At 34.1% G+C, this 17,575-nt stretch carries 10 protein-coding genes; 1 reads left to right on the plus strand and 9 read right to left on the minus strand.

Features of this window, described 5'->3' with window-relative positions:
* Positions 1–12 precede the first annotated feature (12 nt).
* The 6 genes from NLJ00_RS19590 to NLJ00_RS19615 all read right to left on the minus strand — a co-directional run bounded on the left by NLJ00_RS19590 (position 13) and on the right by NLJ00_RS19615 (position 8,811).
* Positions 13–795 (minus strand): hypothetical protein, encoded by a 783-nt coding sequence (locus NLJ00_RS19590; protein ID WP_256635066.1) that lies wholly within the window; start codon positions 793–795, stop codon positions 13–15.
* A 46-nt stretch (positions 796–841) separates the two neighbouring features.
* Complete coding sequence (locus NLJ00_RS19595) at positions 842–1,690, minus strand: T9SS type A sorting domain-containing protein (protein ID WP_256635067.1); 849 nt, start codon at positions 1,688–1,690, stop codon at positions 842–844.
* Between the two features lie 69 nt (positions 1,691–1,759).
* Entirely contained in the window at positions 1,760–3,076 is a 1,317-nt protein-coding gene (locus NLJ00_RS19600; protein ID WP_256635068.1) for a hypothetical protein, read from the minus strand.
* A 522-nt stretch (positions 3,077–3,598) separates the two neighbouring features.
* Positions 3,599–6,841, minus strand: coding sequence for a TonB-dependent receptor (locus NLJ00_RS19605; RefSeq protein WP_256635069.1), 3,243 nt, complete (start codon positions 6,839–6,841; stop codon positions 3,599–3,601).
* A 99-nt stretch (positions 6,842–6,940) separates the two neighbouring features.
* Entirely contained in the window at positions 6,941–7,792 is an 852-nt protein-coding gene (locus NLJ00_RS19610) for a FecR family protein (RefSeq protein ID WP_256635070.1), read from the minus strand.
* 437 nt (positions 7,793–8,229) lie between these two features.
* Complete coding sequence (locus NLJ00_RS19615; protein WP_180860476.1) at positions 8,230–8,811, minus strand: RNA polymerase sigma factor; 582 nt, start codon at positions 8,809–8,811, stop codon at positions 8,230–8,232.
* 231 nt (positions 8,812–9,042) lie between these two features.
* Between NLJ00_RS19615 and NLJ00_RS19620 the strand changes: the two genes are divergently transcribed.
* A complete protein-coding gene (locus NLJ00_RS19620; RefSeq protein ID WP_256637484.1) occupies positions 9,043–9,183 on the plus strand; it encodes a shikimate kinase in 141 nt (46 codons plus the stop codon).
* Positions 9,184–9,981: 798 nt separating this feature from the next.
* On the opposite strand, the gene NLJ00_RS19625 is transcribed toward NLJ00_RS19620, so the two are convergent.
* The 3 genes from NLJ00_RS19625 to NLJ00_RS19635 all read right to left on the minus strand — a co-directional run bounded on the left by NLJ00_RS19625 (position 9,982) and on the right by NLJ00_RS19635 (position 17,512).
* Positions 9,982–11,805 carry an alkaline phosphatase gene (locus NLJ00_RS19625; protein WP_256635071.1) on the minus strand — a complete coding sequence of 608 codons (1,824 nt, stop codon included), beginning with the start codon at positions 11,803–11,805 and terminating at the stop codon, positions 9,982–9,984.
* Between the two features lie 763 nt (positions 11,806–12,568).
* Positions 12,569–14,104 carry a RagB/SusD family nutrient uptake outer membrane protein gene (locus NLJ00_RS19630; RefSeq protein ID WP_256635072.1) on the minus strand — a complete coding sequence of 512 codons (1,536 nt, stop codon included), beginning with the start codon at positions 14,102–14,104 and terminating at the stop codon, positions 12,569–12,571.
* A gap of 18 nt (positions 14,105–14,122) precedes the next feature.
* Positions 14,123–17,512 (minus strand): SusC/RagA family TonB-linked outer membrane protein, encoded by a 3,390-nt coding sequence (locus tag NLJ00_RS19635; protein WP_256635073.1) that lies wholly within the window; start codon positions 17,510–17,512, stop codon positions 14,123–14,125.
* Between the last annotated feature and the right edge of the window lie 63 nt (positions 17,513–17,575).

Here is a 17,575-nt window from a genome sequence, read left to right on the forward strand (position 1 = left end):
AATTAATTCGTTTTAATGAGCAGTAAAATCAAAAAAATCAACCAGATTTAAACTTGCATCTACATTTTGAAATTTTCCGCTTTCATCTTTTCTTTCATCCAAAACGATTAATCCTGATTTGTTTGGCAGCATCAGCATCACTGTAATAACTTGTCTGCCGCTTATATAAGATTCAGTTGTATTGTGTTTCACCAATTCCATTCTGATAATTGGAGGCAGACTTGAAGGGAATTCTATAAAATCGCTGAAGTTATCTTTGCCAATGTTTTTAACTACTCCTACTACTTCTCCGTTTACTTTGCGCATTATTCCGTCTAGTTTGCCGGTATAACCGCTGGCAGAATATTTATTAAGGGTTGGGAAAATAAATTTGAAACCGGCATTTCCTGTCTGTGTTATTTTACCTGGTTTCGTAGCCAAAACATTATTTATCCATAAATCTTCTTTAGTATAAAAAGAGATCGTATCAATAGGTTTTGCAGTGGTTAGTTGATAAGAATAAAGAAGCTGCTTGCTTACTTTATTCATAATTTCAACCAGTTTCGTTTTATTTGAATAAAATACAAATTCGTGATTTTTAGCAACTTTTTTTATGTAGGCATTTTTCTTTCCTTCTGTAAGGATTTTTCCATCTACCGCTATTTGTATAGAATCTTTTTGTGCATTGTAACCATGTATTACTACTTTTCCGGGCTGCTGCTCTTCATAATAAGGAACCATATCTTCATTGATGCAGGCCTGGCAAAGGAGAAGTACAATTGAAAATAAAAGTATTGGAACAATTTTAGTTTTCATATTTTATATTTTGTCTTTATAATTATTTCTGAAAATAATTATCTGTTTACTTTTTGATAAATTTTATTTTTTTTGAAGCTGTATTATTTGATAGTACCAGAAAATAAATTCCCTGCGGAAGATTTGCTACTGAAATGTTTTCTTTTAAATCTGCATTACTTTTAACTAATAATCCTGTAGAACTGTAAATTTTTGCTGCAAAATCTTCGTTTAGAAATTGGTCGCTTATTTCTAATTCTAAATTTTCGGCAACAGGATTTTGTTTAAGGCGTATGGTATTATTTTTATCGAAATCGTCAACACCTAAAAGTGCTTCGGCTGTGATCCATACTTTATCAACTTCATATCCAACAAAATTGCTGTTTTCATTTAATAAGGAAATGTAAACGTTTTGATTGCCTACAAACTGCGAAATATCTACCACATAATCTTTAAATTCAGGATCTAATTGTGATATTCTTTCCATATAAACGGTTCCTAAAAGTGTGGCTGAAGCAGGATCTGGAGATGTTCCTCCATAAATTAAAATGTTTTTGCTTCCACCAAAAATTGCCATTTGTGCTGTAAAATTCAATTCAATTTTTCCGCTGTAGTACGATAAATCTATTGCTGGCAGCATAGCCCAGTTTTGTTCTATTATATCAAGTGGCGCACCTGAATTTAAATCAATATTATAAGTACCTAATACATTAAAATTACCATCTTTGATACCGCCTGTACTTTCATCAAATTGAATGTTTTTTCGGGCACTCCAGTTACTGCTGTTGCCATCTTTGTCTAATAAAGTCCAATCTGAAACGTCACCATCCTCAAAATCATCTTCCCAAATTGTAAACTGGGCAGATGATACAGTTGTAATCATTAGTAATAAAAATAATAGTATAATTTTTTTCATATTTTATTTGTAAAAAGCATGGGCAGAAATGCTGCCCATGCTGAATTAAATATTGCTTAACCTAACGAATTAAAAACTTGTAAACTTAGTCCAGGTAGCTGTCCAAAGTGCTTCAGTTTTGAATGCACCTGTAGCACCTGTAAAGTCTAATGCTCCATCATTAAAGAATGGCTGAGTTAAAGACCATTTAGTTCCTGGAGCAACAGTAGATGTAGCATTTCCAAAACCTAAAGCAACTGTAGTTGGCAATACAGGATTAACATATCCGTGGATAGATATTGCAGACCAAGTAGAACCAGTTGATACTGAAGGAGATTCCCAGTTGATTCCTCTGTTGTATCCTGTTACAGTAGCATCAGTAAGGCTGATTTGCCCTAATCTACGTACGTGGATTCCATTTTCGTATGAGTTAGCAGCTGTTGCAGAACTAACACCAATAATAGATAATTGAGAAATAACAGGACGTGTAATAATTGTAGTAGAAGTACCACCAGCATTGTTATCTAATTCGATACCATTTGAATCTGGTACTAAGTTTGGTGCTGTACCACTTGTACTGTGAGTAGAATTGATATCAGCAAGAGCAATTGCTTTTGTGATTGATCCAGTATAACCTAAATCAAAGTCAAAGTTATCATCATCCGGAGCAAAAGAAACTAAATGAGTAGCATTAACTCTACCTCCAAAAAATTCAAATGAATCGTCTCTACCGTAAGAAACCTGAACGTGGTTAACTGTAGTAAGAGCACCAACTCCACCAAAAGTTACACCGTTGATTTCAACACCAGTTGCAGCATCTAAGATTCTACCAGCAAATTCAACACGAACATAAGAAATTGTTCCTGCATTGTGAGAAGCATTAGATCCACCATAATAGAAATCAGAAACATTTGGCTGATCACCTAATCCTTCGATAATATTAGTAGTTGATCCGTTATTTACCTGATCATCACCTAAAATTACAAGACCACCAAAATCTCCAGGAGCTCCTTTTGTAGAAGCGTTACCATCTAAAAGATTGTAACTTGTAAAGATAATTGGAGCATTTACAGTTCCTTGTGCATTAATTTTACCAGTTTTAGTAATTACAAGAACTCCTGTAGCAACACCAGCAGCAAGAGGTTTTGCTTTAATGTAAGTTCCAGCCTGGATTGTTAATGTAGCTCCAGATTTTACACGAACTACTCCGTTAATTTCCCAAACTTTGTCACTTGTCCAAGTTGTGTTAGTTGTAATATCTCCACTTACAGTTTGTACTGTTGCAGGATATCCGCTGTAGTCAGCCCCAGCAGCTTTCATAGAAAAAGAAGAATCAGCAGAAGAATCATCATTTTGGCAAGAACTCACAAGTAGAGCTACAATTGCGAACATAAAAAATTTTTTCATAATAATTTAATTATTGCTATATTTGCCGCTATTAAACTAGGCCTTTGGAGAGAGCAGCAAAATTTCTTTCCTCAGGTCTTTCTCGTTTTTGGTAAATTTGTTTTTTCAAACGCATCCGTTTTACCGTCCGGGGGAGCTTACCTAACTTCCATCTTTCACTATTAGGATTTTTTTCATTTCAATGAAAGGATCAACTTCGATTCCCTTTAAAATTTAAATACACAAAAAGATAAATGTCTTTGGATATGATAAACCTAATGCCTTTGTCTTCTTTTATTGTTTTGGCTTAAATTGAAGATTCCGTATATCTGCAGGTTTCATTCTTTTATCTATTTAAATTTTTCGAAGAACATTTTAAATACTCTCAGCAAAAAGAGTTTTTATTTTACCCAACTTCCTTATTTATTAGTATTAGCTTTTGAAATAACAGAATATCATGGGTGTTTTTTATTGTTAACTTTTTCTTAATATTCAGCAGGAAAATACTTATGATTATGAATTTAGTATTAACAATAGCTAATTTTAAAAATCATAGTTTAAAGAAATACTAATCGTTCTTCCGGCAAATGATTTAAAAACTACCTGATCGATATCCGGGTCATATTTATTGGTTGCATTGGCTCCAAGGCTAAATCTTGATCTTGGGTTAGATCCTGTAGGAACATCTTCTATTTTACTGTAGCTGTTTGTATTGTTGTAGGTTTGCACGCCTGTATCAAACATGTTTTTGATACTGAATTTAAACTGCAAATCTTTTTTCTTGAAGAATTTATAACTCAGCTGAGCATCTGTTTGTGAGTAAGGCATGCGGATTTCCTCTGCCGAATAATCAAACCCAACTAAAATATACTGATCTCCAACGGCATTATGTCTAAGGCTGAACCCAAAACGGTCGCCTACATAATCCATTCCTAAATTATAAGTATAAGGCGACTGCCCGTAAAGCGGTCTGTTAGCTTCATAAAGTCCTCCGGTACCATCCAGATTAACGTATGAAGTAACTTTGGTATCATTTACAGAAGCATTTCCGTAAACAAACAAATGTTTTAAAAGATCACCTTCTCCTAAAAAAGAAAGATTTTTGTAGAACTCTAATTCAACTCCCCAAAGTTTGGCTTTGTTTGAGTTAATATTATAGATATCCCTAACACCTGATGGATTTAAATAACCTACGGCTTCAATTGGGTTATCTATATCTTTATGGTATACACCAAAGGATAAAATCTCGCCTCCAGAAGGAAACCATTCTAACTTTAAATCGTAATTATTAGCAACGCTCGATACAATTCCGTTTGTATAATTATAAATTTTAGCGGCACGAAGCGGGTCATAATATGGAATACTTAATCGCTCTGCAAACTGTGGACGTAAAACTGATTTATTGTACCCCAATCTTACGTTCATTTTATTAGTTGGACTAATAATTAAACTGGCAGATGGTAAAAATTGCCACACTTTATCATCTCCCTGCGCTTCTGAGAAACCATCTGGAGTTTCAGACTGACTTTCTATTTGAGTATATAAATAACTTTCTGCTCTTACTCCCCAAACCAATCTTACATATTGACCAATTTTATCATCGAGCATTAAATAAGGTGAATGTATTTTTACGTCTCCAACGTATTTGTTTCCATAGATGCCATATTTCTGCCAGCCAAAACCACCATAATAATAGTTTGATCCGTCTAGAAATTCCGAAAGCGGCTCATAAATTGTTGCAAAAGCAGTAGGTTGACCAACTGTAATTAATTTAGCCGATTCCTGCTGATTGGTTGCTTTTTTATAAGTACCAAAATATCCTGCTTTGATATCGTTTGTAAAAGATTCTCCAAAATTAAAAGTGTATTTAAAATTGACTGCCCAGTTGTAATCTACTTCATCATTTGTAAAATAACTTCGGCTAAACGGAAACCTGTTTCCATTGTTATCGACACTATAATTTGTTATAATATCATCACCTACTTTTCCTTTTCCTATGGCTACAAATGTGGCGTCTTTAGTATCTTTTGTAACGTTTCCGTATGCTCCGTACCAATTCACTTCGAGTTTGTCGAATTTGTGATTTCCTTCCACTTTATTTTGAATAAATGTGGTGTAAACAGGATAATTAGATTCTGATGTAGTTGGTAAAATGCTTCCGCTTAGTATTTCCGGAATAGAATAAGCTCCATCTGCCCAGCCGCTAATTTGTGTTAACTGGTTATTGTAAATATGCATAACCGTGTTACGCACTGTAATTTTATGGTTGTCCAACTGAATTGCAGCGTTAAACATTCCGCCTAATGTTGAATTATAGTTATAATTGTTTCCTGAATTTCTAAATCCATATTTTGTAAAAGTCGAATAACTTGAATTGTCTTTCTCTGGAGTAAATTCAGAATTCATTTGGTAACTTCCTCTTTGAGTGTGTTCAATTTCTAAGGTTTCCTGCGTGTTTTTAAAAATAAAAGAACCTACAAACCCCCATTTGTTATTGTCTTTTAATTTATAAACACGCCCTAAACCAAACTGAAGCGTAGTTCCCGGTGCTCCATATGTTTTATAAGTACTAAAATTATCTTGGGTAAATTGTTTAGAATAATCAATAAAAGGCCCAGATGTCGCTAAACTTGTAGGCGGATCTATTGTTGTATGATTAGTAGGATAATCACGTCTTCCGTCATCAAATCCCCAATAATCATAATCGCCTTCTTGTCTTGTTAGTCTGTCTTTAAAAGTACTTTTACTGTTATAAGAATTACTAATAGAAAAATTGGTGAAATTTTCTTTTGGGATATCTTTTGTTTTTACTTCTACATATCCTCCGGCAAAATTAGCGTACATATCCGGCGTTGCAGATTTACTTACAACAATACTCTCTACCATTGCTGTTGGAATAATATCAAAAGAAAAGTTTTGCTGATAAGCGTCTGTACTTGGTAAAGCGATTCCATCCATAACGGCCTGGTTCCATCTTTCTCCCATGGAGCGTACTACAACATATTTATCATTTACAGTTGTAACTCCCGTAATACGTTTTAACGAAGCTGCTACGTCTCTGTCTGGAGTTCTTGCGATTTGTTCTGCCGAAATACCATCAGAAAACTGTGCTGCCTTTTTTTGCTGAATTAACATTCCTTCAACCGAAGCTGTGGCTTGTTTATAATTCTGCACAATAATTACTTCATTAAGCGATTGTGCATCTTCCTTTAAAGAAACAACCAGCGGCGTATCTTCTCCTTCCTCAACTTTTACGTGAGTAATTTTTTGGGTTTGAAAAGAAATCACACTTATCTCGATGGTATATTCTCCTGCTTCAAGCTCTAAAATATAATTACCATCAATATCTGATTGTGCGCCAAAACCTGTTTCAACAACTTTAATATTGGCTCCAGGAAGCGAAAGTCCGTTGTTGTCAACCACCTTTCCTACAATTTTCCCTCTCCTTTTTTTTTTAACGGTTTCGTTTCTTTTAACCGCAATATTATTGTCCGTTCTTCTAAAATCTAAATTGGTTAAGGTTTGTAAATCATTCAATACTTCATCGATTGTTACATTATCTTTTTTTAAGGTAACAAGCGGAAAACTAAGGTCAAGGTCTTTTTGATAAACAAATTGATAAGGTGTTCGTGACTTTAAATTATCAATGATTTTTTGAGGCGAAGAGTTTTTAAAATCAACCGATACGGTTCCTGTTTGCGAATAAATAGTGCTTGTTCCGAGAAAAAATCCCAAAAGCAAAATCCAGATGGCAATAAAATAATGCCTGGAAAAATCATTGTTCATAGTTGAAATTGTTAGTTTATGTAATTAATTTTAATGAGATATTTTGCGTTAATTATTTTGTAGTTTTAAAATAATGGTTGTAAGACAGCAAATTGCTGTTTATTTTTTACCGATTATATAAGTGCTGTTTCCCGCCGGACTGATATGTATTTCTAAAGCAAAAGCAATAGTTTGCAGTGTTTCATAAAACCCTTGTCGGGTATCCAGAGTTCCCTGTATTTTTAGGCTTTTTAAATCGTCATCCAGATAATTCACCGTAAACTTATGATCGCGCTGCAGTATTGTAATAACCTCATCGAGAGTTAAACCATCAACATAGAGTAAAACTTTTTTCCACTCTGGTTCAAAATTGTTTGTTTTCTCTTTATTAACTGTAGCCGTTTTTTCGGCATATATCGCCCTGTAACCTCTTTCAAGAAAAACCGTATTTTGTGTGCTTTCTACTTTTACTTTTCCTGTTCTTACACTTACTTGTGCATCATTATCATTGTAGGCTTTAATATTAAATGAAGTTCCTAAAACAGTTGTTTTTACAGCTCCTGAAGTAATAATAAACGGACGTGTAACATCTCGCTTTACTTCAAAAAAGGCTTCTCCTCTTAAAGTTATATTTCGTTCCTTTTTTGAGAATTTTGCAGGATAATCAATTTCTGTATTTTGGTTCAGCCAGACTCTTGTACCATCAGGCAGCGTTATAAGACGTATATCATCTTTAAAAGTTATGGTTGAAGTAATTTTAGGCTTAGATAAATCTAATCTGTTTAAAGAATGATAACTGCCAATAGAAAGAACAATTACGGCACACGCCACAGCAGCCCAATTGTAGAGGTTTCTATATTTATGAATTGTCACCTTTCGAATATTATCCCACATTCGGGCTTCCGTATCATTTGGAAGAATACCTCTGTTGGGTATAGCATTCCATTCTTCTTTTAATTTTTTATTTCTCATTTAGATTTATTTAGAATCGAAAAATCATGCGCGAATCTCCTCGATTCAACTACATTAGATTTTCATTCTTTTAAATGTCACGGGGTATTGTTACTATTAACGTTTTCTTAATCTGCGAGAAGATTTGGCAGCATTATATTGAAAACAAAAAAATCAACAGATTAATTCCGATAGCTATCGGGACGTTTCTACAGCACTAAATCATTCCTTCGGAATTTTAAAAAAGAACCGAAGGTTCGATTTATATTGTAGGGCCGGATTTTAATCCGGTTTACGAAGCATATTACCAATCTTTGTCGAATTACACATACGATTTCTCCCTTCGGTCGAAATGACAATATTGTCGCCAATCTTTGTAAACCGGATTAAAATCCGGCCCTACAATATAGGCCGAGCCTTCGGCTCTTTTCTGTTAATCTGAATTTCGAAATGACAAACTAATACGCAATAAACTCAGTCTGACTGATAAAGAAAAGCGCAAACCAATAAAGTTCATGGTTCTTTACCGAGTTTTTCTTTAAAAATTGTAACGTTTTAGAGATTTGGTTAGCAACAGCACTAGGAGACATATTCATTTCAACCGCAATTTCTTTGTAGCTGCGGTCTTCAAATTTATGAAGGCTGAAAATTTTTCTTCTTTTTTCAGGGATTTTATTAAGCAGATATTCGATTTTTTCCAGCTGCGAACTGATGTCTTCATCTGGTTCAGCGGCACTGTCAAGCTCCTTGATCAACTGATCGTCTTCTACAGAAAAAATTCGGTTTTGCTTTTTATACCATTTTGAGATTTCCTGTTTGGAGCTTTTAAACAAGATGGCTTCCAGCGTAACATTTGGGTCTAATTTAGTCCGATATTTCCAAAGATGAATAAATACATTTTGCGTCACATCTTCTGAATCTGCGAGCTGCGCTGTATATTTTTTGACAAAACAAAAAACTTTAAAATGATACAATTCATATATTTCCTTAAAACAAGAATCATCTCCAGCACGCAACCTTAATATCAAATTAGAACTCATAATGCAATTTTAAATGTTAAAGAAGAGCCTTACAAAAGTATAATAAACATTTATTGGTATTTTTTACAATTTGGTCATTTAATAATTTATTAATATTGAAACCAGTTTCCTGTGTTTAAAGGGTTTTACGAGAGGCTCACGCATTTCTAAAAATCGCTGTATTAGCAAATCATTAAAAGATTTGTAATTTCGATGTATAAATCAGCAAGTAACTCCTCGTAATGAAAATTCATATTTTTCGCATCCGGGAGCGGTGTAACGACAACTGGTGAAGCCTTATCCAAAAAACTAGATATACCTTACCTTGACAGCGATGCCTATTTTTGGGAGAAAACCCAAACTTATCATTCCATAGGAATGTTTCGTAGGTAGAAAAAAATAGGATCAGTCGTTTTTGCGTTCCGTAGGAACGTTTGACAGGTCAGATTATAAAAAAAACAATGTAGAAATCAAACGTTCCTACAGAACGTAAACCATTATAAAAATATAATTTTCTACCAATGAAATGTTCCTACGGAACAAGGAAATATATAAATAATCGAAGAGACTTTCTTAAAAGTCAATACAGTTTTTCACTATAATTATTTTGTTTTTTATTAGTGACTTAATTGACCTCTTTTTGATATCCGGCTTATCATTCCGTAGGAATGTTTCGTAGGTAGAAAAAAATAAAGATCAGCAACATTTACGTTCCTTAGGAACGTTTGACAGGTCAGATTATTAAAAAAAACAATGTCGGAAATCAAACGTTCCTACGGAACGTAAACCATTATAACAATATAATTTTCTACCAATGAAATGTTCCTACGGAACAAGGAAATATATAAATAATCGAAGAGACTTTCTTAAAAGTCAATACAGTTTTTCACTATAATTATTTTGTTTGTTTAATGATTTAATAAGGCACTTTATAATATCCAACTTATCATTCCATAGGAATGTTTCGTTGGTAGAAAAAAATAAAGATCAGCAACATTTGCGTTACGTAGGAACGTTTGATAGCTCAGATTATTAAAAAAAATGTCAAAAATCAAACGTTCCTACGGAACGTAAACCATAATACAATATAATTTTCTACCAATGAAATGTTCCTACGGAACAAGCAAACATGTAAAATAAAAAAGAGGCTGTCCCGACTTTTGAGACAGCCTCTTTACTTTTTTTAAAACATTACTTTTTAGTAATCGCTTCTATTATTTTAGTATAAATTTCAGTGTTTTGATAAACACCTGCAAAATTCTGAGCTCCAGCTCCATAAGCAAACACAGGAACCGGAACTGCTGTATGATCGTTTGTGCTGAAACTACCGTGAACATAACCTTTTTCAATACTTCCGTCGATTAAAGAAAGTCCGCCTGTTTCGTGATCTGCCGTAACAACTAAAAGAGTTTCAGGATTATTATCTACAAATTCCATTGCCTGCCCTACTAATTTGTCAAAATCAAGCATTTCGCGAACCACATATTCAACATTATTACTATGTCCCCCGTAATCAATTTGTGCACCTTCGGCCATGATAAAAAACGGATTTTTTGATTTTGCAAAAGTACTTACCGTTTTAGCAAAAGATTTAGTTAAGAAATCTCCTCTTCCATTTTTCATCGAAACAACCGCTGCATCATCTGCAATAACAAATTTGCTGTTTTTAATAGTATCTAAAGCGCTGAATTTATCTGAAAAAGTATATCCTTTCTCTAGTAATGCTTTAGATAAATCTTTCCCGTCTTTTCTGGATTTAAATTCTTTTGTCCCACCGCCAATTAAAATATCAGACGGATTACTTAAGAAATCATTTGCTATAGGTTCATTGTAACTTCTTTCCGGCTGGTGTGCATAAAAAGCAGCCGGAGTTGCATCTGTAATATTTCCTGCCGAAATAATGGCTGTTTTATAATTCTTTTTAACCAATTGCTGCGTAATTAATTCCAAAGGTTTTCCACTTTCATCAACGCTTATGAATCTGTTATTGGTTTTATGTCCCGTGGCCATTGCTGTTGCTCCGGCTGCAGAATCTGTAATATAGCTGTCAGAAGCTTTAGTTATCGAAAGTCCTTGTGTTGGAATATTAAATAAACTTAACTGTCCTTTATTGGCTGTATAACCTGCATATATCTGCGTTAATCCCATTCCGTCACCAATTAAAAGAATTACGTTTTTAGGTTTCTTTTTGGCGAAAGCCGAAACATTTTTAGGAACATATGCCTGATGAAATTCTGTATTTTGATAAAACGTTGATTTGATATTATTAATGAAATGTGTCAACTCAGAAACATTATCTGTACCAATAAAATCAAGCTTTAAATTCATCAAAGTCATCCACGTATTTACGTTGTCTGCCGTGCCCCAAAATCTTATTTTTTTATTTTGATTGTGGACTTTTTTAATCACTGCCTGAATTTTTTCTAAATCGGCTTGTGTTAAAACTCCTTTACCGTTCCAGGGCGTAAACACTTTTATATCTTCACTGATCATTTCAACACGAGCTAGTTGCTCCGGAGAATATTCTTCGTTAAGCCTTCCGTCAAAATAAATAAATTCGGGATAATCCTTCCATTGTGCAGGGTTTGGTCTGTTTCCTGAAATAACAACCTTAATGTTTTTGTTTACAATAATGTCAGGAAATGTTTTTAATTGCTGCGCAATAACTTTCAATGTAGCATCGGCATCAGATTTAATATCAATCATTAAAATCAAAGGTTTATTGCTTGGATAAGCTTTACTTCCTAAACTTTTTAATTTTAAAGAAAGTGGCTCCAGATACATACTTTTTAATGTATTCTGAGGCGTAATATCTTTAAAATTATGGGCTACAAACAATTCATTATTTACGACAAAAACATCGGCTTCAATAACGCCGGTTTCGTTAGAATACGCCCCGTAAAACGGAAGCGGACTTGCATAATCATTATGCGAATGTATGTTAGAAGAACTATATTCCTGTGCTTGCACAAACAGGAAGAATTGAAGGCAGAAAAGGGTGAATATTTTTTTCATTGAAAATGTTTTTTATTAAAGCTGTTTGTTTTTTGCCACAGATTAAAAGGATTAAAATGATTTTTGAATTACTTTGTGTAAAAAGGGTTTTGCCACGAATTACACTAATTTTCACGAATTATTTTTTTGATTGCTGCGAATAAAATTTGTGGAAATTCGTGTAATTCGCGGCTAAAACAATATTTACTAATGATCTTTATTTTTTGCCACAGATTAAAAGGATTAAAATGATTTTTGAATTACTTTGTGTGAAGGTTTTTGCCGCGAATTGCACGAATTTTCACTAATTATTTTTTTGATTGCTGCGAATAAAATTTGTGGAAATTCGTGTAATTCGCGGCTAAAACAATATTTACTAATGATCTTTATTTTTTGCCACAGATTTAAAGGATTAAAATGATTTTTGGATTGCTTTGTGTGAAGGGTTTGCCACGAATTGCACTAATTTTCACGAATTATTTTTTTTATTCCTGCGAATAAAATTTGTGGAAATTCGTGTAATTCGTGGCAAAAGAAAAAATCCTTTTTAATCCTTTAAATCTGTGACTAAAAAAACAATAATAACCAGTCCTTCAAAAAAGACTGGTTTTATAATATTTAATGCTGCCCATTATTTTTTTACTGTCTGCAGACTCCACAACAAGCCTGCAGCGTAAAAAAAAAATAAATAAACAAACAAACTAATTAATTGTTAATGGTAAATTGTGAATGGTTCACGACTAATTGATAATTAACCATTCACAATTCATAATTAACAATTAAATTACCATCCTTGGTTTTGAGTCAAAGCTCCTTTGCTCACAGCGATTTCATCTGGTGGTATTGGCCACACGTGATGAATCGCCGGATTGAAATTACGAGCCGGATAAATTACAGTTCCGTTATAATGGTGAAGCGGTTTTGCATAAGCATCTTTTGCATCTCCCCAACGAACTAAATCAAAATGACGGTCTGTCCACTCCCCTGCTAATTCACATCTTCTCTCTCTTTTTAAATCAGTTAATGTTGCTCCGGAAAGATCGCCAAGACCAGCACGGTGACGAATTAAATTGATTTCAGTATCTGCGTTTTGACCTTTCATTAATTTCGCTTCAGCAAGCATTAAAAGTACATCAGCATAACGTAAAAGCGGAACATTTAAAGCAGTTGAAGGTTTGTCTCCGTTTGCATTTACATAACGAATATCTACAGCTCCAGAATTTGTTTTTGGATAACTAAACGGCTCCATGTATTTTTTAAACTGATAACCTGTTCTGTTACTTGAACTTACAATATAATTCCCTTCGTTAAACGTTACTTCTTGTCCAAAATAAACGAATTTATCTCCTTTTTGAAGTATTGTCGCGCTTCTTCTTTTATCTGTTGGATCATAGGTATCAAACAATTCTTTTGTTGGATAAAAATTCCCCCATCCGTTGTAAGCTCCCCATCCTTTATCTTCTAAACAAACTCCAGGAAAAATGGAACCCAAACCAGTATTTTCTGCACTAGAAGTTACAGACCAGATATATTCTGTAGACCAGTTATTTTTGATTTTAAAAACATCTTCAAAATTGTCAAGCAGTTTATGTTTTCCGCTTGCAACAATCATGTTCGCATATTTTATAGCATTATCCCAATCTTTAGCATACAAGTACGTACGAACTAAATAAGCCCAAGCAGCGGTTTTGTGCGCACGTCCATAATTGTCTGGTGTAAGCTCATTAAAATACGGTAATAAATCAGCAGCTTTCTTTAAATCGGCAGCGATATAAGCGTAATTTTCGGCAACGTTTTTAGCACGCGGAACGTAAACGTTTGTAAAGTTTTCTCTATCCTGAATAGGAATTCCGGCACGATCGTCTCCATAATGGTACGCTAATTCTAAATGCATTACAGCATGATTAAAATAAGCTTCGCCAAGCATTCCGTTTTTTGTTTTTTCATCCAAAGGAATATTCGGGATATTACGAATTACGTCGTTGCAGCGTTTCATAATTTCGTAATGAAGTCTCCAGATATCTTTTGTATCAGACTCAGCTCCATCAACAATAAAATTTTTGATACGTTCTGCATTTTGTCTTGGTTTTGTTCCAATATCATCGCTGGCGTTGTTTAACCAAAAGAAACCACGACCGTACATATTATCATCAGAATACAAAGCATAAATCGAATTTACTCCTGCTTGTGCATCTGCCGGAGTTTTCCAGAAATTTCCGCTTGACGGCGCTCCCTGCGGAATTACATCAAGTTCACTTTCGCAAGCTGTGGTGCTTACCAATAGCACAAAACTCAATAATAAAAGGCTTAATTTTTTCATTTTGTTTATTTTATATTTTTAAAAAGTAGCGTTTACACCAGTCATATAAATTCGGGAAAGCGGGTATTTACCTACATCCATTCCGAAGTTTCTAAGACCAACTTCCGGATCCATTCCTGAATAATTCGTGATTGTAAACAAGTTTTGTCCAGAAATAAAGAATCTTAGTTTTGCTTTTCCGTTTAACCAGTTTTCTTTAACTGTATAAACAATAGACACGTTTTTCAATCTTAAGAAAGAAGCATCTTCGATATAAAAATCAGAGATTCTTCCGAAGTTATTGTTGTTGTCTGTAGATGAAAGAACCGGAATATTAGTATCTGTATTCGTTGGTGACCAGGCATTTTTAGATTCAGCCAATAAGTTGTAACCTGGGAAAGAACCGTTTAAACCTGTATGTTTTACAGCATTGAAAACACTGTTTCCTGCAGCTCCGTTAAAAAAGATATTCATATCGAAACCTTTGTATTTGAAATTGGCATTTAAACTGTAAGTTGTTTTAGGAAACGGATTTCCAAGCACTACTCTATCGCTGTTGTTAATTACACCGTCTCCGTTTTCATCTTTAAATTTAATATCTCCGGCAACGGCATTTGGCTGATACGCTACTCCATTAGCATTTACATACGCTTTTGCTTCTGCAGTACTTTGGAACAATCCGTCAGTTGCGTATCCGTAAAATGCACCAACCGGACTTCCAACCTGATAAATATTTGCTAATGGTAAACTACGAACTCGGCTTAAGTTTAAAGGCTCAAGTGAAGTCAAATCATCTTTAATAGAAACAATTTTGTTTGTTAAAAATGCAGCGTTTGCCGTTACATCAAATTTAAATTCTCCACGTGTTTTTTGATACGTTAAACTTGCTTCAAGACCTCTGTTTTCTACATCTCCAGAATTCACGATTCTGCCAAGAGGCGTTCCAGAAACTCCAGGAAGCTGATCGCGAACTAACATATCTTTGTTTGTTTTTACATAAGCATCTACAGATCCTACAATTGTATTATTGAACATTGTAAAATCTAAACCTATATTAGTCTGCTCAGAACTTTCCCATTTTAAATTAGGGTTAGATAATTCACTTTCAGCATAACCGTAATTAATTACCGGAGTTGCTCCAATTAAAGCTGATGTCTGCGTAAGAGGCACACTAAACTGGTAAGGCCCAAGGTTCCCTAAGTTTCCTATTTGTCCCCAGCTTGCACGAAGTTTCAAATTGCTTACAATTGGGTTAATGCTTTTCATGAAACTTTCTTCAGAAATTAACCATCCTGCCGAAACTGATGGATATACTTTCCAACGATTATTTTGTAAAAGTTTTGAAGTTCCGTCGCGGCGTACAATTCCTGATAATAAATATTTTTGATTGAAATCATAGTTTAACCTTCCCACATAAGAAGAAATAATTTCATCAGATAAACCTGCTCCAGTCTGCTGAATTACTTTAGCATTCAACAAATAACGCTGTGATGGATCTTCGTTATCAAAACCAGTTCCTTCAACCGTATAATAATCTCTTTTAGTTTCCTGATAGGTATATCCAGCTAAAGCTTTGAAGTTGTGTTTTCCTAATGATTTTTCATAAGAAATAGTTTGCTCGCTCAATAAATCAGTTGTTGTCATTGACTTTTTCGTCAATCTGTTAAAGTCGAATATTTTTCCCGGTTCTGTAATTTTAACCGTAAAATCTGTTGCGTTATCTTGTATTCTGGTATAACCCCAGTTTGATTTTACTTTTAATCCTTCGATAATTTCCCATTCTGCATAAGGATTGATCAAAACTGTAGAAATTGGGTTTCTGTTGTCTAATCTTTTTAAGTAAGCAACGGGATTGATCACGTCTCCGTAAGAACCAATATATTTTTCAGGAACTCCTCCAAATTGTCCAGAACCATCTTCTCTGTAAATTGTTGCATTTGGCGGATAAAAAATTGCTCCTAAAATTGCTCCTGTATAAGCACTTGATGTATTAGCAGACTGACCATCTGTTAAGGAATACGATAAATTTTCTCCAAGTGTAAAATTTGGCGCCAGTTTAAAAGAGGTGTTCGCTCTTACGGTGGAACGGTTTCCAAAAGTATTTAACAAAATACCTTCGTTTCTTCTATAACTTCCTGAAAGAAAGAAATTTGATTTTTCTGTTTTTCCATTTATCGAAAGAGATAAATCCTGAATTTCTCCTGTACGGAAAATTTCGTCCATCCAGTTTGTTTTTGTCGTTCTTGCTGTTGGTTCAAAAGCAGGATCAAAAGCAGGAATTCTTGGTAAACCCGCATTATCTCTTGCAGTATTCATGGCATCAGCATATTCTGCAGCGTTTAAAACATCAAGTTTTTTAGCCACATTTTGAAAACCTCCCTGATAATTAACGTTTACATTAATTTTATCTGAAATTCCTTTTTTAGACGTAATTAAAATTACACCTCCAGAAGCTCTTGCTCCGTAAATCGCTGCTGATGCCGCATCTTTCAAAACGCTGATCGAAGCAATATCATTTGGGTTAATCGTATTTAAGGAACCGCTGTAGATAATTCCGTCTAAAACAATTAACGGCGTTTCTGCATTTAAAGATCCAATACCACGAATATTGATTGTTGGCGAAGCTGTTGGATCTCCTCCGTCGTTAATAACGGTAACACCCGCTACAGTTCCCTGTAATAATTCGCCCGCATTGTTATACGTTCTGCTTGATGCTTCTTTCATAGAAACAGATCCTACAGATCCTAAAACTTCATTCTTTTTTACGCTTCCGTAACCCATAACCACAACTTCCTGAAGCTGTTTCATATCGGCTGCTAATTTTACAGTGATATTTTCTGACTTGGTTACTTTTATTTCTTGTGTTACATAACCAACATAAGAGAAAATAAGTACCGCTTCAGATGCGTTTATTTCCATTTTAAACGTTCCGTCAAAGTCTGTTGCTGTCGTTGCGTTAGAACCTTTATCTTTAATTCCAACTCCCGGCAATGGCATATTATCGTCTCCGCCAAAAACAGTTCCCGAAACAATAATTTTGTTTTGATCATCCGTTAGATTGGCTACTTTCTGCGTTTTTTTAATTACAATATTGTTACTTACAATTTCATATCGAAGTGAAAAATTGCTGCATATTTTATCTAATGCCTGCTCCAGTTTAACGTTCGTAAGTTTTAAACTGATTTTCTGGTTCGTATTAACTTGATTTGATTCGTACATAAAATGAACGCCAGCCTGATTTTCAATTTTTTGAAAAACATTCTTCAAGCTTTCATTTTCTACCTTTAAGGTTACTTTTTTATCAAAATCAATATTTCCGGCATTTATTAATCCGGTAAAAAACAAAGCAATAAATAAGATTACTTTTGCCCACATAGCTTTTTTAATGCTTTGAAACTTTACGACGTACCGCTTTTGTTTTTCATTCATAGTTTTTGGATTTTAGATTGGCTTTTAATTTTAGATTTTAGAATTCTGATTTTAGATTTTTTA

This window comes from Flavobacterium panici (genome assembly GCF_024499525.1).
In the GTDB taxonomy this organism is placed as follows: domain Bacteria; phylum Bacteroidota; class Bacteroidia; order Flavobacteriales; family Flavobacteriaceae; genus Flavobacterium; species Flavobacterium panici.